The following is a 25,092-nucleotide window of genomic DNA, read 5'->3' as shown; positions in this document are numbered from 1 at the left end:
AATACCTAACGTTTTTATCGGTTAGTTACCTGCAGCTTTTTTAACGGATTTAGCTGCAAATAATGCAACGAGGTCCTGCAGATGTTCAATCTGCCTTGTATCTAACCCCGAAGTGATCTGATTACAATTCTTCTTTGCACGAATGGGCGGAATTATTGCATTTTTAAATCCAAGCTTTGTCGCTTCCTTAAGTCGGCTTTCAGACTGGTTCACGGCGCGAATTTCACCTGAAAGGCCAATTTCACCAAATACAACAGTATCTTCGGGCACAGGAATATCCATTGCTGCAGATATTAATGCCGCCGCAACGGCCATATCTGCCGCGGGTTCACTAATACGCAACCCACCTGCGACGTTTAAGTATACCTCGTTTCCAGCGAGAACCAATCCACACCGTGCTTCCAACACGGCAAGTATCATGGCAAGGCGGCCAGAATCCCAGCCAACAACTGCACGCCGGGGGTTTGCCTGTTGAGAAGGGGATACTAAGGCCTGTATCTCCACTAAAACCGGGCGAGAGCCTTCTAGACCTGCAAAAACGGCAGCACCTGTTACGTTACCTCGTCGTTCTGCGAGGAAAAGGGCCGAAGGGTTAGAAACTTGTTCAAGACCCTGTTCGGACATTTCAAACACACCGATTTCGTCTGTAGGACCAAAACGATTTTTCACGGCTCTGAGAATTCGAAAATGGTGCCCTCGCTCACCCTCAAAGGTGAGAACTGTATCGACCATATGTTCGAGGACTTTGGGACCGGCAATGATGCCTTCTTTTGTTACGTGCCCAACAAGTAGGAGACTAAAGCCTCTGGTTTTTGCCAACTGTATTAATTCCTGCGCAGAAGCACGGACTTGGGAGACTGTTCCAGGTGCGGAATCCAAACTGTCGACAAACATCGTTTGGATTGAATCGATTACCACCACTTGGGGGGCGCTGTTGTCGTCTAGTGTCGTTGCAATGTCGCGAACCGAAGTCGCTGAAGCCAGGAGAAAGTCATCGCCTTTAAGACCCAAGCGTCTGGCGCGAAGGCGTACCTGATCAATCGCTTCTTCACCTGAAATATAAACGCATTTTATTCCTGCATTAGTGGTCAATGCAGCGAGAATTTGGGTGAGAAGTGTGGATTTTCCAATTCCTGGATCTCCCCCAATCAAAACTGCAGATCCGGGGACAAGGCCGCCCCCGCAGACGCGATCAAATTCAAGGTTATTGCTGACCATTCGTGGGACGGGCTTACTGTTACCTTCTAGGCTGACGAATTCAACCTGCTTGCCTTTGCGCACATTTTTTTTTGTAAGACCACCAGGAGCAGATGACGCGGAACTGGCTTCTTCCGTGATAGAATTCCATTCACCGCAACCGTCGCACTTTCCAGTCCATTTGACGTAATCTGCGCCACAAGATTGGCAAACAAAGCGGGTAACAGGGCGTGCCAATATAGCTCTCCTAAAGGAATTAATAAGCTGCAGACCTACCTGAAGTGTAATCTGAGTAGGTTATAAAAGGTGTTATTCGGCGGCGCGATCAGAGCTGGTCACACTCACTTTAATCGGGCCTTCCAATAATCCGTTTATGAACTGATGAACATAAGGGTTATCTGTTGTTTCGATATCTTTTGTAGGGCCGACCCATGCAATCTTGCCATCATAAAGCATAGCAATACGATCTGAAATACGTTTAGCAGAATCCATATCGTGTGTAATCGTTAGCCCCGTGGCGCCAAGCTCTTTAACTGATTGCACAATTAATCGGTCGATTACATCGCCCATCACAGGGTCAAGACCCGTCGTAGGTTCATCAAAGAATAAAGTATCAGGGGATGTCGCAATGGCGCGGGCCAGACCAACCCGTTTTTTCATGCCGCTGGATAGTTCCGCAGGGTTTTTGGTTGCAAAGCTTTCACCCAAACCGACTTGTGATAACTTCTCAATGGCTATTTTATAGGCTTTGTCTTTGGGGACGCCATGAGCTTGCATGAGGCCAAATGCAACGTTTTCCCAAATGGTGAGAGAGTCAAAAAGTGCAGCGTATTGAAACAGCATGCCAAATTTGCGACGAACACTTTCCATGGCGTCACCATTGAGGCCGACGATGTCCTGACCATTAATCTCGATGCTACCCGAATCAGGTTTGAGCAAACCGAGGATACATTTCAAGAGAACGGATTTTCCGGTTCCGGAGCCGCCAATTACAACAAGTGATTCGCCCGCATACACATCCAAATCAAGGTTGTTCAGAACGATTTTCTTGCCGAAGGCTTTGGTTAGCCCTCGAATTTTCATACGGACATTCTTGTTTGGTGCTTGGCTGTGATCGTTCATCGGGAGAAAAACAACTCAGTGATGATGTAATTGGAAGTCAGAATAAGAATGGAAGCTGAAACAACTGCATTTGTTGTTGCCGCACCGACACCCTGTGCACCGCCCTTGGAATGAAAGCCGTGGTAACATCCCATCAAGGTGATGATGAAGCCAAAGGCTGCAGCTTTAACCAACCCTGAAACCACATCAAGATATTGCATAAAATCTATGGTATTCTTCATATAAGTTGCCGGGTTGAAGCCGAGTTTATGGACTGAGACAAGATAGCCCCCGAAAACACCGATTGTATCTGCGACAAGTACCAATAGTGGAAGAGTGAGTACGCCAGCAATAACTCGAGGTGCAATTAAATATTTAAAGGGGTTTGTTGCGAGTGTATAGAGAGCGTCGATTTGTTCTGTTACCCGCATTGTTCCAATTTCGGCAGCCATTGCGGCGCCAACGCGACCTGCGACCATTAATCCTGCGAGTACAGGACCAAGTTCACGAGTGATGGAAACAATGACAACATTAGGTATCGCGCTTTCAGCGGAAAATCGAGCGAACCCTGTATAACTTTGGAGCGCGAGTACCATGCCCGTAAAGATAGCGGTAAGTCCGACTACGGGAAGAGAATAGTATCCGACCTCTATCATTTGTTTGAGGATCAGCCTCGGATAAAAGGGGGGGCGAAAACAATGTGATATTGACGTGGAGGCAAAAATAGAAAGGCGACCAACAATCTCAAAGAAACTAAGGCAAAGGCTACCGAGGGGTTGTAGGAAAGGCATACAGGCTACCATTTAGATATTTGAGGTTGGATGAAGGAGATTGCAGAGTGTGAGCACAATAACCAAGGGTTTGAGTAGCGTCAATCTATGGTGGTGTCTAAGCAGTAAGGACTTGGTTGTTTTTATTAGGCTTAATAACTTTCGGGTAAATGCTCTTCTTCGGCCAAATCGGAGAATTTGGTGAACTCACCGTTAAAGTGGAGCTCAACCGTTCCAATAGGACCGTGACGCTGCTTACCGATGATCATTTCTGCTTTGTTCCGGGCTTGATCCAGACGTGCTTCGTGGTTTGCCAGTTTCTCATGGAATCTATCCGTTGAATCATCTGCGCCTTGGCCTGGTTTTTCACGGGCGATGTAGTATTCATCACGGTAGAGGAAAAGCACAACGTCGGCATCTTGCTCAATAGATCCGGATTCGCGAAGATCCGAGAGTTGTGGCCGTTTGTCTTCACGTTGTTCTGTTTGTCGAGATAGCTGAGAAAGTGCGATAACAGGAACATTCATTTCTTTCGCGATCCCTTTGAGACCACGAGAAATTTCCGAGACCTCTTGGACACGGCTGTCGCTGTTTCCTCCTGGTGCACCTGACATCAGCTGAAGATAATCGACAATGATCATATCCAGACCATGTTGTCTCTTTAAGCGCCTTACACGATTACGAAGACCTGGAATGGTTAAATTGGGAGTGTCATCAATAAAGAGTTTATATTCTGACAAAGCTCTACTGACTTGAAATACATGTTCAAACTGATCTTCCGAGAGTTCACCTCGACGCATTAAGTGAGATGGCATTTCTGCGGCTGAAGACAAGATCCTGCTGGCGAGCTGATCTGCAGACATCTCCAGTGAGAAAAAGGCAACTGACATTGGTATTTCAGTTTCATCGCCTTCAGCGTTGTGACCAGGTTTTTTTGTTTGGGCGATATTGAACGCAATATTGGTTACAAATGCAGTTTTTCCCATAGAGGGACGCGCTGCCAGAATGATCAGATCTGAATGGTGAAACCCGCCAAGAAGCTTATCTACGTCGCGAAGACCACTGGATACGCCGGCGAGGCCGTCGCCTTGTTTCATTGCGATGTTAATGAAATCAATGGATTCAGCAAGCGCATCTGCGAAAGAAGTAAAGCCACCTTCTGTCTGGCCAACTTCCGCCAATTGGTAGAGTTTTTGTTCTGCGCCTTCAATTTGTTGGGTCGCTGATAAATCTAACTCATGAGTATGTGCGTTGTTTACAACCTCTTCGCCAAGATCAATCAACTCTCTACGGATATAGAGGTCGTGGATAATCTTGCCGTATTCTGAGGCATTAATAATTGTAACGATGTTGCTTTGCAGCTCCGCCAGATAGCTTGTTCCACCAAGCTCTTCAAGGTTGCCACTGCTTGCAAAATAATTCTTTAAGGTCGTAGCATTTGCAAGTTGTCCGCGCTCAATCAGCGTCTTGCAGGCAAGGTAAATTTCTGAGTGCGCGGGATCAGCGAAATGTATAGGGAGTAGAAAATCGGAGATTCGCTCATAGGCTTTATTGTTGGCTAAAACTGCGCCCAACAAAGCTTGTTCCACCTCGTAGTTGTGTGGTGGAGAACGTAATGCAGGCCCATCATCAAAGGGGATGTCTGAGTCGAAATGCGGAATCGCGTGATCTTCCATGGCCTCGGATCTTAATTACTGGTCAATGAGGTATTTGTTACCGCTGTGGTCCTATTCAAGAATTGGATATCCAGCGCGTAGAGGAATGTATCCGGTTGGGTGACAGAAGTACAGATTGGAAATGAAAACGGCACCCCGAAAGGTGCCGTTTCATAAAGTCTATCAACGTGTAAAAGTGAAGATTACTCTTCGCTTTCAGCTGCTGTTTCAACAACTTCTTCAGTTACTTCTTCAGCTTCATCAACAACATCATCATCTTCATGAGATGATGTCACTTTGCCACCAGAACGTAATTGTAGTTCTGCTTCTTCGGCTGAACGAGCAGCGTTAACAACGATATCAACAGAAACTTCAGGGTGAAGAACGACTTTAACGTCGTGCAGACCGAGTGTTTTGATGACTTTGTTGAGAACAACCTGAGAGCGGTCGATGGTCACGCCAGATTTAGTAACAGTTTCGGCGATATCACGAGTGTTAACGGAACCATAAAGTTGACCTGAATCACCCGCCTGACGGATCAGGGAAACAGTTAGACCTTCGAGTGTAGAAGAAACTTTTACGGCTTCATCGCGACGTTTAAGGTTATCTGCTTCCAGCTGAACACGCTGGTTTTCGAAATGTTCAAGATTGGCTTTAGTGGCGCGCATAGCTTTCTGCTTAGGAAGCAGAAAGTTACGAGCATAGCCCGGCTTAACCGAAACTACTTCACCCATTTGACCAAGTTTTTCGATGCGTTCTAGAAGGACGACTTGCATGATACGATCTCCTTCTTATCCGATCAGGTATGGCAACAGAGCTAGGAAGCGAGCGCGTTTGATAGCTTTTGCAAGCTCGCGCTGTTTCTTAGCAGAAACTGCTGTTATACGACTTGGTACAATTTTACCGCGCTCTGAAATGAAGCGCTGCAAAAGACGAGTGTCTTTATAATCGATCTTTGGTGCATTTGAACCAGAGAACGGGCAGCTTTTACGGCGACGATTAAACGGGCGACGAGAACCAACGCCCTGGCTAACGATTTGAATGGCCATGTTGCTCTTCCTTAGCTAGCTGTTGCTTCACGAGGTGCGCGATCGCCACCTTCGCGAGGAGGGCGACCACCGCGGTCATCACGACCACGACCACCGTCACGTCCGCCGCGGTCATCACGACCACCACGACCACCACGACCACCGCGTTCGTCACGGCTGCCACGGTTTTGCATGACGACTGAAGGTTCTTCTTCTAGGGCGTCAACTTTAACAGTCAACGTACGAAGAACATCGTCGTTCAGGCGCATAATACGTTCCATTTCAAGAACCGCTGCAGAAGGAGCATCGATGTTGAGAAGGACGTAGTGACCTTTGCGATTTTTCTTAACGCGGTAGGCCATGTTACGCAGACCCCAGTACTCGGTCTTAGCAACTGAACCACCATTTTCAGTGATGATAGCAGTGAACTGCTCTGTTAGTGTATCGACTTGAGAGGACGAGATGTCCTGACGAGCGATATATACGCATTCATAAAAAGCCATATTTACTCCTCACGGCTTTGGAGGTGCAGGTAAACCCTGTACCCGGAGCTGGTGTCCTTGTTTTCCGCTTGAGGTCACCAGCAAGGAGTTGTTTTACTGCGGATTAACGTGCGGAATATAGCGATCCTAGCGCAAGGGTCAAGTGTGTTACGTTGTACTAAAGGTATCTATCTGATTCTTATCATGTATTGTTTTTTGGGAACCGTCATTTTTATCATTTTTTTGTTTGTAGGCTCTGTTTCGTTGCATATTCAACTTCAGAGCGCTATCTCTGGGCACAGATAATAAACCAGACAACAATATATTATGAAGACATAAAACCAGACGTTATCTGGATGCTGATTTAAAGGTATTCATCGAGATTAAGATCCGTGCTTAGTCTTTGCGACGTTGGGTAGTTATGGAGGAGAAAAAAGAATGAAACGTGCATTTGTCTTTCCAGGTCAGGGGTCTCAAGCTGTTGGTATGGGGAAAGAATTAGCTGAAGCTTTCCCCGTTGCCCGCGAGGTCTTCGAAGAAGTGGATGATGCGCTTGGGCAGAAACTTTCTACGCTCATGTTTGGAGGGTTGTTAGAGGATCTGACACTTACAGAAAACGCACAACCTGCTTTGATGTCTGTGAGTATGGCGGTTGTTCGTGTGTTGCAAAGCGAGGGAAATTTTACCCTTAGTGATCATGCAGCTTTTGTTGCTGGTCACTCTCTTGGTGAATATTCTGCACTTACTGCGGTGGGATCTTTGGAAATCTCAGATGCCGCGAGGCTTTTGAAACTTCGTGGGTTGTCCATGCAACAGGCTGTTCCTGTCGGGGAGGGCGCTATGGCGGCATTGCTTGGACTGGACTTTGAGGCCGCAGAAGCAGTTGCGAAAGAGGCTGCGCAAGGTGACGTGTGCTCTGCTGCAAATGATAATGCCCCGGGGCAGGTTGTGATCAGTGGACATAAAGCTGCAGTAGAGCGTGCATTGGATATCGCTAAGGAAAAAGGTGCAAAACGTGCAGTATTGCTTCCTGTTTCGGCGCCCTTTCATTGCTCTTTGATGGCACCAGCTGCTGATGCTATGGCTGAAGCTCTTGCCGGAGTTACTTTTCGTGCGCCGTCCGTCCCTGTGATTTGCAATGTTTCTGCTGATGTTGTTACTGATCCTGAAACGATTCGAAAACTTTTGGTTGAGCAAGTTACGGGCATTGTCCGTTGGCGTGAATCTGTTGAGTTTATGAAAGCTCAGGAGGTTGAACAGTTGGTCGAACTTGGCGCAGGTAAAGTGTTAAGCGGTTTGACGCGTAGAATTGATAAAGAACTCACCTCTACAAATGCAGGAAGCCCTGCGGAAATAGAAGAGTTCCTGAAAAGTCTTTAAGTTTTAAATGTGCGTAAAGCTACTTGGTCTAGGATACAAAATTAGGTAGCCTCTTGCGCATAATATATATTCTAGGAGTAAAACATGTTTGATCTTTCCGGTAAGACAGCGCTCGTTACAGGTGCTTCTGGCGGTATTGGTAGTGCAATTGCCAAAGCCCTTCATGACCAAGGAGCAGTGGTCGGTCTTTCTGGTACGCGCGTAGAGGCGCTTGAAAAAGTTGCTGCAGATCTCGGTGGTGAACGTGTTCATGTCTTACCAGCGAATCTGTCTGATCCAGATGCTCCAGCTGACCTTATTAAACGTGCGGATGAGGCAATGGGCCAGTTGGATATTCTGGTGAATAATGCCGGGCTGACGCGGGATAATCTTGCGATGCGTCTCAAAGATGAAGACTGGGATACTGTTTTGGCAGTTAATCTGACCGCGAGCTTTCGTTTATCCAAAGCCTGTCTCCGTGGGATGATGAAACGTCGCTGGGGGCGGATTATTGGAATTACTTCTGTTGTTGGTACGACAGGAAATGCTGGACAGACAAACTACGCTGCTTCTAAAGCAGGGCTGATTGGAATGAGCAAATCTTTGGCTCAGGAAGTTGCTTCTCGAGGAATAACAGTAAACTGTGTTGCTCCTGGTTTCATTGCTACACCTATGACAGATGTATTAAGTGATGATCTAAAAGAAAATCTCTTAACTGGGATTCCATGTGGTAAACTAGGAACTCCGGAAGATATTGGGGCCTCTGTTGCATACCTTTCAAGTAATGAAGCTGCTTACGTGACTGGCCAGACCTTGCATGTGAACGGCGGAATGGCCATGATATAATCTGTAATTGACCGCGAAGCTTTGAATCTTTATGTAAGATATGGATATAGAGCGTTGGCAAGCTGCTGAAAAGTATGTTAAGAGGCGGCGCTTCTCTGCGAAAGTAGAGTATTGAAAGAAATTCTGGCCGCAGGGTCATTAGTAAAACCGCCGAAAGGCGATAAATAGTTAAGGGCTAAGTTTTATGAGCAACGATGTCGCTGATCGCGTAAAGAAAATTGTAGTTGAACACCTCGGTGTCGAAGAAGCCAAAGTTGTGGAAGCTGCAAGCTTCATTGACGATCTTGGTGCTGACAGCCTGGACACTGTCGAACTCGTTATGGCGTTCGAAGAAGAGTTCGGTTGTGAAATTCCTGATGATGCTGCAGAAAAAATTGCTACAGTTCAGAATGCTGTCGATTTCATTTCTGAAAACATCTAATTGTTTTCTTATTATAACGCCGGGATTATTCCCGGCGTTTTAGTATTTAATAGATAGAGACATCTTCTTATTATGCGTCGTGTAGTAATCACCGGTCTCGGTATGGTATCCCCGCTTGGTTGCGGCGTCGATCACATTTGGTCACGCATTATCAACGGTGAATCAGGTTTAAGCAAAATCACTGGTTTCGAAACGTCTGACCTTCCATGTCAGATCGCAGGGCATATTCCTCTGGGTGAAACGTCAGAAGGATATTTTAATCCCGACGACCATGTTGCGGCAAAAGATCGCCGTAAGCTTGACCCTTTTATTATTTATGGGATAACTGCCGCTCAACAGGCGATTGAGGATTCCGGATGGAAACCTGAAGACGAAGAAAGTCTCTTCCGTACTGGTGTGATGATCGGTTCCGGCATTGGTGGTCTTCAGACAATTGCAAATGGTGCTTTGATGATTGAGGAAAAAGGTCCTCGGAAATTATCACCATTCTTTATACCTTCATCTCTGATTAATCTCATTTCCGGACATGTTTCTATTCGGTATGGATTTAAAGGCCCAAACCATTCGGTTGTTACTGCTTGTTCAACCGGCGCTCATGCAATTGGTGATGCGGCCCGACTGATACAATTCGACGATGCTGACGTGATGATTGCTGGTGGTGCTGAAGCTGCTGTATGTCGTCTCGGTATCGCTGGTTTCTGTGCTTCACGCGCGCTCTCTACTGGTTATAACGACTCGCCTAAAGAAGGCTCACGCCCTTGGGATGAGGGCCGTGACGGCTTTGTTATGGGTGAAGGTGCTGGGGTTGTTGTTCTTGAAGAACTTGAACACGCAAAAGCCCGTGGCGCGACCATCTATGGCGAAGTTATCGGTTATGGTCTGTCAGGTGATGCTCACCATATTACAGCACCTCCTGCGGATGGTAATGGCGGTTTCCGTGCCATGTCTGCAGCGCTTAAGCGGGCAGGTATTAACGCAGGTGATGTGGATTACATCAATGCTCATGGCACATCTACGCCGCTTGGCGATGAAATCGAATTTGGTGCTGTGAAGCGTTTGTTTGGTGATAATGAAAATTTATGTATGTCATCAACGAAATCAGCAATTGGACATCTTCTTGGCGCGGCTGGTGCGGTTGAAGCCATTTTCTCTGTTAAGGCAATTAAAGAAGGGGTTGTTCCACCAACTCTGAACCTTGAAAATCCTTCAGAATCCTGTCAGGGCATTAACCTTGTTCCTCTTGAGGCGCAAGAGAGAAAAATTGATACTGCTCTTTCCAACTCATTTGGTTTCGGCGGTACAAATGCTAGCCTTGTGCTAAAAGCATTTAACTAATTTTTTGCGTTGTGACTGACGAAACTAAAGAGTCTAAAAAATCTGAGAGGCCCTCTTTCGTGAAGTGGGCCTCTCTTATTATGGCCTGCGTTATCATGGCTATATCAATAACTGTTTATTATGCGCAGCAAACATTTATGGCCCCAGGCCCCTTGGTCAAAGATGTCGCCGTGGTTATCCCTCGCGGCGCAGGCTTGGAAAAAATAGCAAACCTTCTTAAGAAAAAGAAAATCATCAGTGATGTTCTTATCTTCCAACTTGGTGCCCGCTATACTAAACGTGCTCGTAACCTAAAAGCAGGTGAGTTTTTATTTCCCGCAAAATCATCAATGGATGAGGTTATTAACGTCCTTGAACAGGGAAAAGCTGTTAGCTATTCAATCACGATTCCTGAGGGGAAAACTTCTGTTGAAATAATAGAAATATTACGCGGAGATCCTAATCTTACCGGCGATATTTTGGTTGTTCCTGTAGAAGGGAGTTTGCTTCCTGAGACTTATCTGTATGTCCGGGGAGGGACGCGCCAGTCTATTGTCGAGCGGATGGAACAGGCGCTTGTGAAGAGTTTGGATGATCTCTGGGCGGCTCGGCAAGAGGGGTTGCCATTGAAGTCGAAAGAAGAGGCCTTGGTTTTGGCATCTATCGTAGAGAAAGAGACAGGTATCGCTGCTGAAAGACCATTAGTAGCAGGTGTTTTTATTAACCGTCTTAGATTAAAAATGCGTCTACAATCAGACCCGACGGTCTCTTATGGTCTGACCTTGGGAAAAGTTCCTTTGGGGCGAAGTCTTTCACGGAAAGATCTTAAGACGCCAACACCGTATAATACTTATACAATAGACCGGCTTCCTCCAATGCCGATAACAAATGTTGGAAGGTCGGCTTTAGAAGCCGTTACACAACCCGCTTCTACAAGGTATTTATATTTCGTTGCTGACGGTACGGGCGGACACTCCTTTGCAACGAACTTAAAAGAGCATAACAAGAACGTACGTTTGTGGCGTTCTGTTAAGATGAAATAGACTTTCATGCCGCAATTTTTTGTATTTAATGGTGCTATTTACAATACCTCTATAAGTTCCTAGGGGGGGCTCGTCGCCTTATAGAACTGTTAAAAGGGGCTTGCCGTATTTTTTTTGATAATATTTAAATAGAGTGTTTTCTAATATCTAGAGTCTCAAATCTCAAATTAATGGGATAATAGCGGTATAAATACCAATTTATTTATAATTTTAGCCTGAAAGTACGATGTTTACTTGACCTTTTGCAGATGTTGGGTAGTTTTGCGCGACGCAAGAATGCGGTAGAAAAAGGCAAGAATGAATGGCTAAAGAAGAACTCCTCGAGTTTAGTGGTACTGTTGTTGAAAAGCTACCGAATGCAATGTTCCGGGTTGAGCTTGAAAACGGACACGAGATTATTGCTCATACTGGTGGGAAAATGCGTAAGTTCCGCATTCGTACCATGGTTGGCGATAAGGTTGACGTGGAAATGACTCCTTACGATTTGACTAAGGGTCGGATAACCTTTCGTCATAAGTAAGAATTCTTTCTACTTTGTAGCAAAAGAAAATACAGCTGCGCGTTTTGTCATTGGATGAAACGCGCATTTTGTGTTTGTTGATTGTTAGGGACCTAGGATTTCTTTGGTAGTCTGTCTGAAATGAATTCTGAGAAATAAAGTGGTAAAGAAGCGAATAACAGCACGGCTAGATACATTGGCTTTGGAAAAGAAATACGAGCTTTGTTTCTTTGTAACCCTTTTTTGATAATAGTTGCGGCTTCTGAGCCATCCATTAAAAAGGGCATGGGGAATTTGTTTACTGCCGTAATACCACTTTTCACAAAACCCGGTGTTATAACAGACACTTTGATGTTATCTTTCTTTAGGTCACCTCTTAATCCTTCTCCCCAAGCTCTTACGGCAGCTTTGCTCGCGCAATAAGCGGGTGCACTAGGAAGGCCTTTAAAAGATGCAAGAGAGGACATTATTGCGATTTGTCCACGGCCGGTTACTTTCATAACCTCAATGGCTGGAAGGACAGTATTAATAACACCATAGATGTTTACATCCATGATTTCTCTGACTTGAGAATCGGTTTCTCCTGTATTCCCGGTACCACCAGAAATACCAGCATTTGCGATGACTAAATCGAGTGAAGAAATCTCATTTGCTTCTTTAATAACGTGGCTGCATAGCACCGGATCTTTAATATCCAAAACAACTTTATGAACAACAGCTCCAAGTTTCTCACATTTTATGGCAACATCATTGAGGCGCGTACGATTTCTACCTATAAGAAAGAGCCTTTTACCTGAACTTGCGTAAGATTCAGCTAAGGAAGCGCCGATGCCACTGGAAGCACCAGTAATTAATACTGTATTCGGGTCTGTCATTCTTGCAGGGTCTCGTATGTATTGAGTATAAAGCTATGAAAATAATCCAGCTTCTGAAGAAAGCAAACGATTTGGTTGGATATCCTACATTTCTTTCGTTTTGTTAAGGAACACACTGATGAGTAAGGCAATCGCGAGTATGACGGGCTTTTCCCGATCCGAAGGAGAATATGTCGGAACGACTTGGTCTTGGGAGCTCAAAAGTGTAAATGGTAAAAATTTGGATGCACGATGCCGCGTGCCAAATGGATACGAAGCTCTGGATGCAAAAGTTCGGTCCGAACTGGCTAAAAGCTTTAAGCGTGGAAACTTTCACGTCAACCTAATGATTGATAATAAGCAAAAAACCATCAAACTTCAGGTCAACGAAGAGATTCTCCAGCAAGTAATTCCTTTAGCAACGCGCATAGGTAACGAGCTGGATGCTGTCGCACCTTCAATTGATGGGATTCTCAATTTACGGGGAGTTTTGGAGCTTGTTGAAGAAGAAGAAACGCCGATGGATCAAGAAAAGCGGCTAGATTTGATCTACATTAGTCTGGAAGAGGCAATATTCCAGATGGCAGAAATGCGACTTCAAGAGGGTAGTAGGCTTGCTGAAATCGCTCAAAGTCAATTAAACGATATCGAAGCGCTACATAAAAAAGCCTCTGATCTTGCGGCAACCCAACCCACAGCTCTTCACGACCGTTTTAAAAAGCAGATGGCTGAGTTATTAAAAGATGGAAGTCCTGTATCTGATGAACGCATGGCACAAGAAATCGCAATTTTGGTAACCAAAGCTGATATTCGAGAAGAACTCGACCGTTTGGCCGCTCATGTTGCGGCAGCTCGTGATCTATTGGCTCAAGGAGGACCTTGTGGACGCAAATTAGATTTTCTTTGTCAGGAGTTTAACCGTGAAGCAAATACGCTCTGTTCAAAGTCAGCGGACGTGACAATGACGAGTATAGGCATTGATCTGAAGGCTACAATTGAACAATTGCGCGAACAAATCCAAAATGTCGAATAGTAAAATGAAAAAGCTTCCTAACACCTCAATTCATCCTAACACCTCAATTCATCGCCGGGGCTTAATGTTGGTATTGTCTTCTCCTTCTGGTGCAGGAAAAACCACAATATCGCGAATATTATTGGAAAAAGAACAAGACTTGACCTTGTCCGTATCCGCGACCACACGAAAAAAACGTCCGGGTGAAGTGCATGGAAAAGACTATTTTTTTGTAAGCGTCAAAGAGTTTGATGAAATGGTAGAGCGAGGAGATATGCTTGAGTATGCCACAGTTTTTGATAACAAATACGGAACGCCACGAGAACCCGTAGAAGAAGGGCTCAGCAACGGTAAGGACGTTTTGTTTGATATTGATTGGCAAGGTACACAGCAGGTCGCTGCTCGGGCTGCTAATGATATTGTAAGAGTATTTATTCTTCCGCCCTCTTTGCAAGAACTCGAACGCCGACTTTATGCCCGAGCACAAGATAGCGCAGAAGTTGTTCAAGGCCGAATGGCTAAAGCGGCAGATGAAATGAGCCACTGGGCTGAATATGACTATATCATCATAAATAAAAATGTCGAAAAATCAGTGGCCGATGTTCAGGCGATATTGCGATCTGAACGTCTGAAGCGGGAGCGTCGACCTGGGTTGGATGATTTCGTTAGGGATTTAAGGCAAGCCTGAATTAGATTCTACATGCATGATTCAAGTGGGTTTCAGTGTTCCGTATACTCTTGCGAGTGAACAGAACTCTTCAATTGAAAGCTCTTCTGCTCGAGAGGTTTCTTTGATGTTGGCTTCTAAGATAAGCCTTGGTGTGTCTACGCCGAGTGACTTTAAACTTTGGCGTAACATCTTTCTTCTTTGCCCAAAGGCTGCTTCTGTTATTTTTTCCAAATCGTAAACATTGGCTTTTGCAAGTGGCTGAGAACGAGGCTCTAAACGGGCAACAGTCGATGTTACTTTTGGTGGAGGGATGAATGCCCGCGGCGGGATGTCAAACAACGCAGTGGTATCGCATAGCCATTGGGTCATGATTGTTAGTCTGCCGTAATTTTTCGTTCGCGGTTTCGCCGTTAATCTATCGACAACTTCTTTTTGAAACATCAATGTCAAGCTGGCGAAGGCTGTGGGATCAGCAGCAAGCTGTTTTAACCAGTGTAATAACAAGACAGTTGAGATGTTGTAAGGCAAGTTGGCAACTACACGCCGAGGTGCTGTGCCAAGCTGTGTCAAATCGGTTTTAAGAGCATCTTGATCGATAACTTCCAACTTACCGTTATACGCAGCAGTGACGTCTTTAAGGGCCTTGATACACCGTTGATCTTTTTCTATGGCAATAACTCTGTTGGCACCTTCCATTAAGAGGCCACGTGTTAAACCACCTGGGCCGGGGCCGATTTCAAAAACAGTTCCTTGATTTAAGGGGCCACCATTACGGGCAATACGTGACGTTAAATTTAAGTCGAGTAAAAAATTCTGACCGAGTGATTTTTTTGCGGCAAGATCATATAGAGAAATTACTTCGCGTAAGGGCGGGAGACCGTCAGGTGATCTTGTCATTTTCTAAAATCTCAGAGTACGTTTAGTTACCATATTCGAAGCCATATTAATCGCGGCCAGTAAGCTACTGGGATTGGCTAGGCCTTTACCTGCGATATTAAAAGCGGTGCCATGGTCAGGGGATGTTCTGATGAATGGAAGGCCGAGTGTAATGTTTACTCCACCGTCAAAATCGAGAGTTTTTATTGGGATCAAGGCTTGATCATGGTACATGCAAACTGCAACATCATACTCTTGTCTTGCTCTTGCATGAAACATGGTATCTGCGGGCAGAGGTTCGGTTACATTGATCCCCTCATTGCGTAATTTATCAAGGATGGGTGCAATTATGTCGATTTCTTCTCGGCCCATTGATCCATTTTCTCCCGCATGAGGGTTTAAACCTGAGACTGCGATCCTCGGGTGAGCTATCCCAAAATCCTGTTTTAGTGCGGTATTGGTTGTGTGTATTGTGTTTACAATCAAATTTTCATCTAACGCTTTTATTGCTTCCGTGAGCGAGAGATGAATAGTTATGGGCACCACACGTAATTGTTTACAGGCCAGCATCATTACAGAAGCGGTATCGCTGCTGGCAAGTTCTGCCAAGAACTCCGTATGGCCGGGGTGTTTGAATCCGGCATCATAGAGAACTGATTTGTTGATTGGATTAGTTACAACTGCAGAGGCTTGACCAGATTGAACAAAAGAAACCGAGCGCTCAATAGATGCAAGGACAGAGGATCCATTTAAGCTGTCAGGAATGCCGGGGGAAACAGCTTTGTAAAGCTCTTGCTCGATGACAGGTAAAGCGTGTTTGAAACTGGAGGATGCTTCTGAAGGCGATGTAATTTTTTTTATCGGTACATCGAGCGATAAACGCTCTGAAATATCTTGTAAACGTTTTGGATCATCGACAATAAAAAAGGGTAAAGTATCTTTAGAGCATTGTTGCCATGCTTTTAAAGATAGCTCGCCTCCAATACCCGCAGGTTCTCCCATTGTGATAGCAAGTGGAAGAGGTCGAGCGTTATTTTGCATTACAGACGGATGTCCACATTTGAACTACGTCTTAAATCAAGTAAATAACGACGAGCTAAAGTATCCAAACGATCATCTGTTAATTTTTGTTCGATTGCCAATTTATCAACACCGCCACTTTCTTGCCGGTCGCATATGGCAATAACGGCTAAACCACCAGAAACCAATATGGCCTGTGTCGTTTCACCAACTTTGACTTCGCTGACAGCATTTCGAGTTGCTTGCGGTAAGTCATTGGTGTTTATTGTCCCAAGATCGCCTGAACCTTCATCTCCAAGCTCGTCTGCAAGCAGATCCATTGTGCTACAGCCATTAAATTTTCGTTTTGCATCAGCGGCCCTTGACTGCGCTTTTTGTGATTGTTCATAATTCGGATTTGCGGGCAATGAAAAGAGGAACTGTTTCAAATGAACTTTTTGTTCACTTTGAGCTGATCTTTCGTCTTGTATGAGGAGAATGTAGTAACCTCGTGTGGTCCTGATTGGGCCAACCAGACTCCCTGTTGAGGCATTGGCTACAGAAGACTGGAGCTCAGCTGATAATTGTCCGGCTTGCAGCCAACCAAGATCCCCACCCAGGCTCGCGCTATTGGATTCTGATACTTGCCTTGCAAGGGCAGAAAATCGACCGCCATTATTAATTGTATCTATAATGTCAGCAGCTTGTTGTCTTATTTGAGAATCTTCAGATGCTGTATCAACACCAAGGAAAATTTCAAAAATCCGTTTTTGAGTACTAGATCCCTCGGATTGAATTTTTGTTACAACCTCTTCTATCTCAGCGTCTGAGATGTTGACAGAAGAACGCAGGCTTCTGTTGACGACAGCACGCCAAGCTAAATCAGCTTTAAATTGATCGAAAAGTGTTGTGGGAAGAATACCTTGCTTTCGCAGGCCGTCTAATAATTTTTCGGGGCTCATTTTGTTTTGATTTGCAACGCCAGCCAATGCTGCTTGTATTTGTTTATCAGAAATGTCGATGTTGAGGCGTTCAGCTTCTTGAATTTTTAATCGTTCATCAATTAAAGTCCGGACTACTTGACGTAACATCCGTTGTCTAACTTCGGGCGTGTTCTTTCTTTGAGCAGAGATTATGGCAAGTTTCGTGCGCTGACTAACGTCCAGTAAAGAAATAATATCATCGTTCACAACTGCGGCTGGTCGCAAAATATCTTGTGCTTTGATAGGCATTGCGAAAAGCAATGAGATACTCAAGAGAGGGGCAATAAACAAGTGTTTCATTTGAGGACCTAATTCCTTATTCGTATAAGATATAACAGAGATTATGGCTGTTAAACTCAGAAAATTTCTATTATAGCGGCTGAATCGTTCCGAGATGCTTAAATGTTAGTTCAAGCGTAAATCTATCGTCTGGTTCAATCTCTCTATCACTGAACCAAGTTCTGGAATATTGAGTATCTATTATAATGCATTCATCATGATATATCAGTCCCAAGCCAGCTTCTCGAGATTCCCCAGCGTCTATGTCTCTTGTATAATTAGAGTTGAGACTCCAGTATTTTGAAATCTCACTGTTTATTCCAATTTTAACTTCTTCTCGATCAGAATTTGTGCCGTCGACATTATCATCTTTCAAGTAAACATAGTCCAAACTTAAGTTTAGAGCTTTTGGTCCAACATTTAACTCAACCTCATTCCTGTTCGATCCTAAATCGTCAGGGTCAAACCTGAAACGATAAAGAGCAGAAAAGTCATCGATAGTATAAATTCCAATATGACCAACGATGTCAGAAACCGCATCTCTAAGTCCTGAATTTTCTTCATAAAGGTCATTTTTACCTGTAAAGCGATAGCTTTGACCAACGAGAAGATCTGCTCGATTTCCACTTGTTGTACTTGCAGTCCATTTGAAGCCATAACTAACCCGACTTCCTGAATCAACGCGGTCTGTTCCTGCAAAGCGATTTAGATCAAAAAGGGCGGCGTCATCAAATTCAAAATCTCGACTATCATCATTTGGTATTTCGCTGGGATTAGATCCATTTGGTGCGAGAATACCCTGGACAATAGGTTCAATCGTCTGGGTAAAGTTTCCTCGGTAACTAGCAAAGGGATACCGCCACTCAAGAGCGAGTTGAGGGAAGACGCGGCCAGTAAGTCCGCTATAAGTATCACCTTCTTTACGAATGGTGTCGTTGTCCTGATTTACACCATTAACCCAATATCCATCGGCTTGAACTTGAGTGGTTAATTTGTACTGATCTCCCCATGACCCAGTATAGGGTAAATCCCAACCGCCAATAAGGGATACGCGTCGGCTATCTCTTCCTTCCGAGCGACCTAATGCCTGAGCATTGGCATCGAGGCGGTAGGTTGCCCCGGTTATGCCTGGTTGACTTTGAAAGCCGTATTGTACGCGCGGAAGAACATAAGGGTTTTCAGAATCATCAACGTCATTTCGAAGGCTTTGAAATTTGTAACTATCTAATTTGGCGTAATTCCGTCCACGGAATCCTTCTATAAAGGCGCTGGTTTCAAGCTCAGAATCTGTATTGAAACCATAGACGCGACCATAGGTATCGTCGGATGCATGCTCCGCATTGAAGCCCCATCGCCAGGTTTTATCAAGATCAAAACGTCCTTCACTTATGATCTGACCTCGAAATTTATCTTTCTTGGTCTTACCGTTGTTATCGTCTAAATCAGCAATGGTCCCGCTTGCTTCTATGGATAAATCTCCGGTGTTAAACTTTTTCTCGTATTCGCCTGCGAGGACAATGCCTTGTTTCGTGGTAGCAATTGGCGCAAAGAGTAATTCGGAGGATTCATCAATCGCCCAGTAATATGGTATTTGAAGCGTGATACCTAGTTGGGTAGATTTCCCGTAACTGGGGAGGAGGAACCCGCTCCGTCTTTTGACCGTGGGGTCTGGGTGAGCAAGATAAGGAGTATAAATCACAGGGACACCGAAAATTTCCATCCATGCATGATCATACTTGATGGTTTGTGATTCTTTATTATGTGTTATCTTCTTGGCTTTAAGCTGCCAGATTGGAGCTTTGTTGGGATCGTCTTTACAAAGCTCACAAGGGCTAAAAACACCATTTGTGAATACAGATATATTACCACTTGTTAGTTGCCCGTTGCTTGCTGCTAATCTGCTACGATCAGTTAAGAGAACGCGGATATCACGAATAAAACCTTCTTTGAGATTATCTGTTAATTCGACATGTTCTGCAAAAACGATCTCACCACTGGGTTCTAGGAGACTTATATTTCCTGTTGCTGTAACAACATTGGTATTCATATTATAAGAAATACTGTCAGCTAAAACTGTACGTTCGCCTTGTGATATTTCAACATTTCCTGTTGCTGTAACAATTCCAAGACCTTCGTCGTAGATAACTTCGTTAGCCGTTATCAGAGCAGGAATTTCGTTGTTGATGCCCTCAACGGATTGAGCATGCGCTTTTGTATTAATAGCAAAACTCAATGCAATAGATATAGCAGCAATAGATACGCTATTTTTAAGTAATGTTTTTACCCCCCTAAAAGACATATGTTTACCCGTCTTCCAGATGTAATAGCATAGTAACCCCTAACAATAACGATACTCCCGCAGGTGACCAGGCTGCCAAAGCAACTGGAACTTTAGTCGATTGACCCAAGGCAAAAACAAAGTTTGAAAGAAAATAAAGCAGAAAACCAGTAAGAATACCAGAAAGTATCATCAAGCCAACTCTTCCACGTCGATGTTGTTGCATGGAAAATGTTGCTGCAAGTAATACCATCGCCAAAAACAAAAAGGGTTTTGATAAAAGTTTATGAAATTGGAGTTTAAGTTTTACAGCTGAAAACCCTGCGTTCTCTAACAAGTTGATAAAGTAAGGGAGTTCCCAAAATGAAATTGATTTTGGGCTGGCAAAACTATCTTGTACTTTTTCCATTGTCAGTTCTGTTGGTATCAGAAGCTCTTCAAAGTACGTGGGTTTTTTGCCTGGATAAGAGTGCCAAGATCCTTTTAGAACCCAGTTACCATTTGTTAAATGAGCAGTTTTAGAATCGTAGCGAGAGAGAAATTCACTATTCTCAGTGAGGTTGAAAATAATGACATCGTTTAACGACAAGTCTTTGTTTACTGAACCGGCATGAATAACCGTTAAACCTGTCGGATCCGGTTGCCTCAGCCAAAGGCCTGTTTCTGAAACTTTAAAAATTGCTTGGTCTTTTTTCTTATAGGTCCTACTGATTTCTTTATTTTTTGCAAAAAGTGCAGAAGATATTGGATTAATAATTGAAAAAGAGAGCACACCAAGCAACAGCGAGCAAAAGGCAAAGGGAAATATAATTCCCCATATCGATACACCTGTAGACCTAATTATGACGAGCTCGTTGGCTCTTGTGAGTTTCCAAAACGTTGCCATGGCAGCAAAGAGAACCATGAATGGCATGATCTCCTCGCTTAACTGAGGCATACGGAAAAGGACAACTTTGACAACCTGAAGGAACGGAACTGCTTTATCTTCGAGATCATCAGATACTTCCACAAGGGAAATAAGAAACACGACCCCCATTAAGACGAAGAAGAAGCTCAAAAAGCTGATGAGGTAGTTCTTTGAGAAATACCGAAAGAGAGTCCAAGATATAAAAGAGGCTTTGACAGTCTTTTTTCTTGTGATAGCTGTCATTACGTCGTCCGCTTCGATTTTATATTCGGGGCGTTACCAAAAGAGATTGGATCTTGGTTTGGTTTGTCAGTATGGGTATTAATTTTTGATTTCCGCTTTTTTCTCTTATTTATAAAGAAGATAGAAGCCAGTATGACAACAAGCGGCCAAATATAGAGTAAGGGAACAAAGTTTTTATTTTTCTCAGCAATGTCTTTCAATAAGAACATAGCCAACATCATAATCCCCATAAAGGTGATCGCAACCATTATTCGTCCGAGATACCCTCTACGACTGAACTCTCCAGATAGAAGACAGGCAAGAGCGATGAAGGCCATGGCCAGAGTAAATAGCGGACTTGCTATACGGTAATGTCCGGCTGCGACGAGCTTATCGTGATTAGCAACATCACGGGAGTCTGAAGAATCAGGAAATAGTAACTCGTGCAAAAAGCGTTCTCTGGGCTTTAACCAACGATCGCCTTCTTCTTGATTGATGTCACCAAACTTAAGAATATACTTGTCAGAATAGGCGATGGACATCCGTCCTGTTAGCGGATCTACTTCTTGTCTACTCGCATCCCAAAGAACGGCCCGAAAATCATCATCTTCTTTAAGCAGTGCTCCAGTATCGGCGATGTAAGTAACATTTACGCCGGGTGTACTGCTATCATGTACAAGTAAGCCTTTAAGTTCTCCGGCAGGTGTTTTTTCTTTGAAATAAATCGTATATTCGTCGTTTAATGTGTTGAACTTGCCAGCTTTTAAGAGGACAGGTGAAAGATTATCTCTGAAAAAATGCTGTAATTCTCTAAATTCTCGATACGATACGGGGAGGAAATAAAAGTTGATTGCAACTACTGTCAGCATTGATAAAGCGCCGAGCAATATACCAGGTTTCGCAAGTTGAAATTGCGAGAATCCAGCAGCTTTTAATACGACTAGTTCGCTATCCGTGTTCATTTTATTATAGATGAACAGAACAGAACAGAATGTAGCAACGGGTATGACTATGACGAGAAAATAAGGCATCAACAAAATAATAAAATAAAAGAATGTTGATGCTGGCAAACCATCATTCACGATCATGTCGACGAATCGTAGAGATTGAGCCAACCATACTGCTACAGCAAGTGAAACTGCGACAGAAATGGCGAACAAAATTAGCTGCACCAACATATAACGTGAAATCGTCTGCATAGAACCCATTGTTTTTTTACAAAAATTACTGTGTAGAAATAGCCAGAACAGGCTTGCCACGTCCAGTTAATTCGTGGATTTTTCCTTCACTGTATAAGAGATTTGAATGATGGTTCGCAAAGTTCTATGATTGCGCCAGCATTTTAGGGCACCATATGTGTAAAAGTCTTGTGTTTCATTTATTCATTTTATTAAGAGGACGGCATGAATTTTTCCTTTGTTTCTGGTAATATTTCAACTTCAGGGGCGCTCGTTGTAACAATATTCGAAGATGGTGAGTTTTCTAAGACAGCAGAACTTCTGGACAAATCAACAGGTGGAGCTCTTCGGCGTAGTATCGAGAGTAATCGTTTTAAGGGTAAAAACGGGGATTTTCTTGAAATTCTTGCCCCAAGTGGTTTGAGTAATTCCCGGATTGTATTAGCTGGATTAGGAAAAACCACTAATTTGAAAGTTACAGATATTGAAAACTTGGGAGGGAAACTCTTCAGGGATTTGGCGTCGAAAGGTGAAAAAGAAGTCAGTGTGATTCTAGATGATTTGAAAGTTGGTCGTCTTGACGAATCTACTTTAGCTTCACACCTGTCTTTCGGTGCGTTATTGCGAACTTATAAATTCGATACTTATAAAACGCTTAAAAAAACTGATAACGCTTCACTGCTCGATAACTTTATCGTGCATTGTGCTGAACCGCGGTCTGCTAAAACGTCTTTTGATAAGTTGGAAAAAGTATCTGAGGGCGTTTTCTTAACCCGCCAGTTGGTCTCTGAACCTCCTAATCAACTTTACCCTGAAACCTTTGCTACTCAAGCGAAAGAGCTCGAATTACTTGGTGTAAAGGTGACGATCCTGAATGAGAAGGAAATTATAGATCTTGGTATGAATGCCCTTTATGCCGTGGGAATGGGGTCGGAAAAAGAATCAAAAGTTGTTATCATGGAATGGAATGGTGCTCCAGGCGGAGTCGAAGAGAAGCCATTGGCATTTGTTGGTAAAGGCGTGACCTTCGACACAGGCGGGATTTCTCTTAAACCAGCCGCGGGCATGGAAGACATGAAGTTTGACATGGGTGGTGCTGGAACCGTATTTGGCTTGATGAAGGTGTTGGCTGGTCGTAAGGCTAAAGTCAATGTTGTTGGTGCTTGTGGCCTTGCGGAGAACATGCCTGCTGGTAATGCTCAACGGCCAGGTGACATTGTCACATCCTATTCGGGCAAGACTATTGAAGTTTTGAATACAGATGCAGAAGGCCGTTTGGTTCTTGCTGACGTACTTTCCTACACTCAGGAAAAATTCAAGCCACGGCTTGTGATTGATCTCGCAACTTTAACAGGAGCTATTATCGTTGCTTTGGGTAATGATATTGCGGGTATTTTTTCCAATGATGATAATATTTCCGAGCAACTAACATCAGCTGGTAATGCCGTTGATGAGCGTGTATGGCGCCTTCCTCTGGCCGAGTGTTATGATAAATTATTGGATTGTGATGCTGCGGATATGAAAAATATTGGAGGTCGTGCTGCAGGCTCTATTACCGCTGCTCAATTTTTACAACGGTTTATCGAAAATGGAACGCCCTGGGTTCATATTGATATTGCTGGTGTTGCCTGGTCGACCAAGGAAAAGCCAACAGCTGCCAAAGGGGCGACTGGTTTTGGTGTTCGGTTATTAGATCGTTTTGTTGCTGATAATTACGAAGCTTAATTATAGTCTGATATTTCCAGGGGGCGGGAATACTGTTTCCCGCCCCCTGATTTTTGCAAAGAATTAAATGACTGAAGTACGGTTCTACCACCTGACAAAGACATCTCTTGATGAAGCTTTACCGAAGATGCTTGAAAAAGTTATTGAGCGTGGGCAAAAAGCAGTAGTTTTTTCTGCTGACGAACGCCGTCTTGAGGAATTGAACCAGTCCTTGTGGAGCTACCGCCCTGAATCGTTTTTACCTCATGGGACAAAACGAGATGGCGGTATTGAAAGCCATCCAATTTGGTTGACAACTAAATCTGATGACCTTGACACGGCGGAAGTGGTTTTTATTGTTCATGGAGCATCACCTGAGAGGCTCGAAAACGAAACAATAAAACTTTGTGCAATCCTATTCGATGGAAACAACTCTTCAGCGGTTCAAGATGCTCGAGAATTTTGGAAAGAGTTAAAAGCTGCTGATCACGAGCTGACTTATTGGCAACAGAATGTTAGAGGGTCTTGGGAAAAGAAAGCCTAGATTGACTTTCTCTTCCTCAGAATCAGACATATAATTTTTTCATTTAGTGAGATAATAACACGGGAATTTTCTGATTAGAGAACAGACTCTTAGTGACACCACCAAATATCATTTCTCTAATCCTGCTATGACCCCAAGCCCCAGCTACAATAAGACCAACATTCTGTTCCTTTGCCGTTGCCATTATAATGTCTTCAGGGAAAGGGCTATCGACGACCAGCCGATCACAACTCACGTCATGACGTAGGAGATGGGCAGCGATATCTTCTTGAGGAATATTTCCTTCATCGGGAAGGCCAACGGAAAGAAGTATGATTTTTTTTGCCATTCTCAACAAAGGTATAGCTCCTTGAACAGCACGCGATGCTTCAGCTGATCCATCCCAAGCGATGAGAATATTCTCAATCATATCTTCTGGAATTTTTGTTTCTGGTACAGCTAAAATAGGAAGGCTGCTTTCCATAAGAAGAGACCCTGAAAATTCAAGTTCATCAGCAAATCGGCCTTTTACCTGACTAATAATAGTTAGGTCAGTAAAGCGGGCATGAAAAGCAACGATATCAACTTCCCGACCTTCGTGTTGACGCCATTCGTGTGAGGACCCTATTTTTGAAACATTGGCTTCAAAGTATTCTTTTAGCTCAAGAGCTTGATTTTTAATAAGTTCACGTTGGTTCTCAATAATTTCTTCTGGAAAATATCCAACAACTCCATGAGGGGCTCCGCTTAAAATAGCTTCGGGAGTTTTGAGTGCATGCACACCCATAATGTGGGTGCCGTCCAATTTACGCGTGAGTTGTAAGGCAGCTTCTAATCTGGTCTTACTTGCAAGAGTACTGTCGATCTGAACCTGAATATCTCTTAGCATATT

25 protein-coding genes are annotated in these 25,092 nt (G+C 44.0%); 10 read left to right on the top strand and 15 right to left on the bottom strand.

What is annotated here, in order from left to right:
* Positions 1-21: 21 nt before the first annotated feature.
* The 7 genes from radA to rpsF form a co-directional block, all read right to left on the bottom strand.
* Positions 22-1,434 carry a DNA repair protein RadA gene (gene radA, locus ACFSKO_RS19645; protein ID WP_380254874.1) on the bottom strand — a complete coding sequence of 471 codons (1,413 nt, stop codon included), beginning with the start codon at positions 1,432-1,434 and terminating at the stop codon, positions 22-24.
* A 72-nt stretch (positions 1,435-1,506) separates the two neighbouring features.
* The gene (locus ACFSKO_RS19640; protein ID WP_380254872.1) at positions 1,507-2,319 is read right to left on the bottom strand and encodes an ABC transporter ATP-binding protein; all 813 of its coding nucleotides are present in this window, start codon (positions 2,317-2,319) and stop codon (positions 1,507-1,509) included.
* Positions 2,316-3,089 carry an MlaE family ABC transporter permease gene (locus ACFSKO_RS19635; RefSeq protein ID WP_380254870.1) on the bottom strand — a complete coding sequence of 258 codons (774 nt, stop codon included), beginning with the start codon at positions 3,087-3,089 and terminating at the stop codon, positions 2,316-2,318. Before ACFSKO_RS19635 ends, ACFSKO_RS19640 begins: the two co-directional genes overlap by 4 nt.
* 131 nt (positions 3,090-3,220) lie before the next feature.
* The gene (locus ACFSKO_RS19630; RefSeq protein ID WP_380254868.1) at positions 3,221-4,744 is read right to left on the bottom strand and encodes a replicative DNA helicase; all 1,524 of its coding nucleotides are present in this window, start codon (positions 4,742-4,744) and stop codon (positions 3,221-3,223) included.
* A gap of 182 nt (positions 4,745-4,926) precedes the next feature.
* Positions 4,927-5,499 (bottom strand): 50S ribosomal protein L9, encoded by a 573-nt coding sequence (gene rplI / locus ACFSKO_RS19625; RefSeq protein WP_380254866.1) that lies wholly within the window; start codon positions 5,497-5,499, stop codon positions 4,927-4,929.
* A gap of 15 nt (positions 5,500-5,514) precedes the next feature.
* Positions 5,515-5,772, bottom strand: coding sequence for a 30S ribosomal protein S18 (gene rpsR / locus ACFSKO_RS19620; protein ID WP_380254864.1), 258 nt, complete (start codon positions 5,770-5,772; stop codon positions 5,515-5,517).
* An 11-nt stretch (positions 5,773-5,783) separates the two neighbouring features.
* Positions 5,784-6,254: a 30S ribosomal protein S6 gene (gene rpsF, locus ACFSKO_RS19615; RefSeq protein WP_380254861.1), complete on the bottom strand. Its 471-nt coding sequence runs from the start codon at positions 6,252-6,254 to the stop codon at positions 5,784-5,786.
* Between the two features lie 417 nt (positions 6,255-6,671).
* Here rpsF and fabD point away from each other — a divergent pair, with 417 nt between their 5' ends.
* From fabD to infA, 6 genes are all read left to right on the top strand, one after another.
* Positions 6,672-7,613: an ACP S-malonyltransferase gene (fabD, locus tag ACFSKO_RS19610; RefSeq protein ID WP_380254858.1), complete on the top strand. Its 942-nt coding sequence runs from the start codon at positions 6,672-6,674 to the stop codon at positions 7,611-7,613.
* 84 nt (positions 7,614-7,697) lie between these two features.
* Positions 7,698-8,438, top strand: coding sequence for a 3-oxoacyl-[acyl-carrier-protein] reductase (gene fabG / locus ACFSKO_RS19605; protein ID WP_380254856.1), 741 nt, complete (start codon positions 7,698-7,700; stop codon positions 8,436-8,438).
* A gap of 184 nt (positions 8,439-8,622) precedes the next feature.
* Positions 8,623-8,859 carry an acyl carrier protein gene (locus ACFSKO_RS19600; protein WP_380254852.1) on the top strand — a complete coding sequence of 79 codons (237 nt, stop codon included), beginning with the start codon at positions 8,623-8,625 and terminating at the stop codon, positions 8,857-8,859.
* Between the two features lie 72 nt (positions 8,860-8,931).
* A complete protein-coding gene (fabF, locus tag ACFSKO_RS19595; protein ID WP_380254850.1) occupies positions 8,932-10,194 on the top strand; it encodes a beta-ketoacyl-ACP synthase II in 1,263 nt (420 codons plus the stop codon).
* A gap of 95 nt (positions 10,195-10,289) precedes the next feature.
* The gene (gene mltG / locus ACFSKO_RS19590; protein WP_380254848.1) at positions 10,290-11,216 is read left to right on the top strand and encodes an endolytic transglycosylase MltG; all 927 of its coding nucleotides are present in this window, start codon (positions 10,290-10,292) and stop codon (positions 11,214-11,216) included.
* Between the two features lie 301 nt (positions 11,217-11,517).
* Positions 11,518-11,736 carry a translation initiation factor IF-1 gene (gene infA / locus ACFSKO_RS19585; RefSeq protein WP_047764743.1) on the top strand — a complete coding sequence of 73 codons (219 nt, stop codon included), beginning with the start codon at positions 11,518-11,520 and terminating at the stop codon, positions 11,734-11,736.
* 92 nt (positions 11,737-11,828) lie between these two features.
* On the opposite strand, the gene ACFSKO_RS19580 is transcribed toward infA, so the two are convergent.
* Positions 11,829-12,590, bottom strand: coding sequence for an SDR family NAD(P)-dependent oxidoreductase (locus ACFSKO_RS19580; RefSeq protein WP_380254846.1), 762 nt, complete (start codon positions 12,588-12,590; stop codon positions 11,829-11,831).
* A 118-nt stretch (positions 12,591-12,708) separates the two neighbouring features.
* Here ACFSKO_RS19580 and ACFSKO_RS19575 point away from each other — a divergent pair, with 118 nt between their 5' ends.
* Positions 12,709-13,602, top strand: a complete 894-nt coding sequence (locus ACFSKO_RS19575; protein ID WP_380254844.1) for a YicC/YloC family endoribonuclease — start codon at positions 12,709-12,711, stop codon at positions 13,600-13,602.
* Positions 13,603-13,606: 4 nt separating this feature from the next.
* Entirely contained in the window at positions 13,607-14,269 is a 663-nt protein-coding gene (gmk, locus tag ACFSKO_RS19570) for a guanylate kinase (RefSeq protein ID WP_380254842.1), read from the top strand.
* A gap of 21 nt (positions 14,270-14,290) precedes the next feature.
* Here the strand turns inward: gmk and rsmA are convergent, their stop codons facing one another.
* The 6 genes from rsmA to ACFSKO_RS19540 all read right to left on the bottom strand — a co-directional run bounded on the left by rsmA (position 14,291) and on the right by ACFSKO_RS19540 (position 21,994).
* Entirely contained in the window at positions 14,291-15,148 is an 858-nt protein-coding gene (rsmA, locus tag ACFSKO_RS19565; RefSeq protein WP_380254840.1) for a 16S rRNA (adenine(1518)-N(6)/adenine(1519)-N(6))-dimethyltransferase RsmA, read from the bottom strand.
* A 3-nt stretch (positions 15,149-15,151) separates the two neighbouring features.
* A complete protein-coding gene (gene pdxA, locus ACFSKO_RS19560; protein ID WP_380254838.1) occupies positions 15,152-16,168 on the bottom strand; it encodes a 4-hydroxythreonine-4-phosphate dehydrogenase PdxA in 1,017 nt (338 codons plus the stop codon).
* Positions 16,168-17,409, bottom strand: coding sequence for a peptidylprolyl isomerase (locus ACFSKO_RS19555; protein WP_380254836.1), 1,242 nt, complete (start codon positions 17,407-17,409; stop codon positions 16,168-16,170). The genes pdxA and ACFSKO_RS19555 overlap by 1 nt, the downstream gene beginning before the upstream one ends.
* Positions 17,410-17,479: 70 nt before the next feature.
* Entirely contained in the window at positions 17,480-19,687 is a 2,208-nt protein-coding gene (locus tag ACFSKO_RS19550; protein ID WP_380254834.1) for an LPS-assembly protein LptD, read from the bottom strand.
* Positions 19,688-19,691: 4 nt separating this feature from the next.
* Positions 19,692-20,816 carry an LPS export ABC transporter permease LptG gene (gene lptG, locus ACFSKO_RS19545; RefSeq protein ID WP_380254832.1) on the bottom strand — a complete coding sequence of 375 codons (1,125 nt, stop codon included), beginning with the start codon at positions 20,814-20,816 and terminating at the stop codon, positions 19,692-19,694.
* Positions 20,816-21,994, bottom strand: coding sequence for an LptF/LptG family permease (locus ACFSKO_RS19540; protein WP_380254830.1), 1,179 nt, complete (start codon positions 21,992-21,994; stop codon positions 20,816-20,818). Before ACFSKO_RS19540 ends, lptG begins: the two co-directional genes overlap by 1 nt.
* 204 nt (positions 21,995-22,198) lie before the next feature.
* Between ACFSKO_RS19540 and ACFSKO_RS19535 the strand changes: the two genes are divergently transcribed.
* Together ACFSKO_RS19535 and ACFSKO_RS19530 are read left to right on the top strand one after the other, a co-directional pair.
* A complete protein-coding gene (locus ACFSKO_RS19535; RefSeq protein WP_380254828.1) occupies positions 22,199-23,698 on the top strand; it encodes a leucyl aminopeptidase in 1,500 nt (499 codons plus the stop codon).
* A 67-nt stretch (positions 23,699-23,765) separates the two neighbouring features.
* Positions 23,766-24,221 (top strand): DNA polymerase III subunit chi, encoded by a 456-nt coding sequence (locus tag ACFSKO_RS19530; RefSeq protein WP_380254826.1) that lies wholly within the window; start codon positions 23,766-23,768, stop codon positions 24,219-24,221.
* Positions 24,222-24,264: 43 nt separating this feature from the next.
* On the opposite strand, the gene ACFSKO_RS19525 is transcribed toward ACFSKO_RS19530, so the two are convergent.
* Positions 24,265-25,089: a universal stress protein gene (locus ACFSKO_RS19525; RefSeq protein WP_380254824.1), complete on the bottom strand. Its 825-nt coding sequence runs from the start codon at positions 25,087-25,089 to the stop codon at positions 24,265-24,267.
* Positions 25,090-25,092 lie beyond the last annotated feature (3 nt).

The sequence above is a fragment of the Kiloniella antarctica genome (assembly GCF_042682825.1).
Lineage (GTDB): Bacteria > Pseudomonadota > Alphaproteobacteria > Kiloniellales > Kiloniellaceae > Kiloniella > Kiloniella antarctica.
The sequence above is the reverse complement of the archived record's forward strand: the minus strand, read 5'-3'. Positions and strand labels throughout refer to the sequence as shown.